General features: G+C 62.1%; 1 protein-coding gene. It reads left to right on the forward strand.

Annotated elements, in window-relative coordinates:
* The coding region (locus tag AC1DYX_RS30650) for a DNA topoisomerase (protein WP_477265924.1) at positions 1 to 1,705 on the forward strand (1,705 nt) is incomplete at its 5' end.
* Positions 1,706 to 2,058: the final 353 nt, after the last annotated feature.

Raw genomic sequence — 2,058 nt, forward strand, 5'->3', positions numbered from 1 at the left:
TACTTATCCCCGTACGGATTCGCGCGCGCTGCCGGAAGACTACCTGAACACCGTCAAGTCGACGCTGGAAGTGTTGAAGGGCAACCCGAACTATCACCAGTTCGCCAAGCAGATCCTGGACAAGGGCTGGGTCAAGCCGAACAAGCGTATCTTCGACAACAGCAAGATCTCGGACCACTTCGCGATCATCCCGACGGGCGTCGTGCCGAAAAACCTGTCCGAGCCGGAACAGAAGCTGTACGACCTCGTCACACGCCGTTTCATGGCCGTGTTCTTCCCCGCCGCCGAATTCCTCGTCACGACGCGCTTTACGGAAGTGGAAGGCCACCAGTTCAAGACCGAGGGCAAGGTGATGACCAACCCCGGCTGGCTGGCGGTGTACGGCAAGGACACGACGGGCGACGACAAGGACGGCGCCAGCCTCGTGCCGGTGGCGAAGGGCGAGCAGGTGCTCACCGACAAGGTCACGGCCAACGGCCTCGTCACCAAGCCGCCCGCACGCTACAACGAAGCGACCTTGCTGTCGGCGATGGAAGGCGCGGGCAAGCTCGTGGATTCCGACGAGCTGCGCGACGCCATGGCCGGCAAGGGCCTCGGTACGCCGGCCACGCGCGCCGCGATCATCGAGGGCTTGCTGACTGAAAAATACCTGCTGCGCGAAGGCCGTGAACTGATCCCGACCGCCAAGGCGTTCCAGCTGATGACTTTGCTGCGCGGCCTGGGCGTCAATGAATTGACGGCGCCGGAACTGACGGGCGAGTGGGAATACAAGCTGTCGCAGATGGAAAAGGGCCAGATTTCGCGCGACGAGTTCATGCGCGAGATCGCCGAGATGACGCAAATCATCGTCAAGCGCGCCAAGGAATACAACAACGACACGATCCCGGGCGAGTACGCCACCCTGAGGACGCCGTGCCCGAACTGCGGCGGCGTCGTCAAGGAAAACTACCGCCGCTTCGCCTGCACGAAGTGCGACTTCTCGATGAGCAAGGTGCCGGGTGGCCGCCAGTTCGAGATCGAGGAAGTCGAGGAATTGCTGGCCAACCGCACGATCGGCCCCCTGCAGGGCTTCCGCTCGAAGATGGGCCGCCCGTTCGCCGCGATCCTGCGCATCGCGCGCGACGAGGACATCCACAATTACAAGCTGGAATTCGACTTCGGCCAGGACCAGGACGAGGGAGAGGAAGGCGAGGGCGTCGACTTCACGGGCCAGACCCCGCTCGGTCCGTGCCCCAAGTGCACGGGCAACGTCTACGAGATGGGCCTGGCCTATGTCTGCGAACACACGGTGGCCAAGCCGAAGACCTGCGATTTCCGCAGCAGCCGCATCATCCTGCAGCAGGAAATCCTGCCCGAGCAGATGGCCAAGCTGCTGAACGAGGGCAAGACCGATTTGCTGCCGGGCTTTGTCTCGCAGCGTACCCGTCGTCCGTTCAAGGCGTTCCTCGTGCGCGGCAAGGATGGCAAGATCAGCTTCGAGTTCGAGGAACGCAAGGCCAAGCCGGGCGCGAAGGCCAAGGACCAGGCCGAGGAAGGGGAGGGCGGCGCAGAGACGACGGCTGCCAAGCCGGCTGCGCGCAAGGCTGCCGCCACGAAGACGGCTGCTGCCAAGCCGGCTGCGAAAGCCCCGGCCAAGACGACTGCGGCCCGCAAGGCGCCGGCCAAGCGTGCGACGGCGGCCAAGAAGGCGGTTGCTGGCGAATAAGGGACTCGCAGTTCAAGCAAAAGCCGCGGCGTGTCCGCGGCTTTTTTTCGCCTATATTGCCATACTGAATTTTTTGTGTAATTTATGCACGCGGCAAACTAAGGTTATTTTCTAAAAGTTAGTAAACGGCCATCCTTCTGTACCTCACCGGAAGCTGTCGATTTGCACTTTTTGTGGTGCGGCCCGGTCCTTGATTCCCGATAAGCGACCTCATCTTTGCGTGGTTCACACTCGTTTTACTCCAACCACTTTGCAGGAGCGGAACCATGAACACCAAGGTACAGGGCGGGTGCGACAGCGCTCAGGATCTAGTGCCGGCCGAGCGCGCGACATTCCGCGCCCTGGTGCTGGCC

Source organism: Massilia sp. P2_C2 (assembly GCF_056404615.1).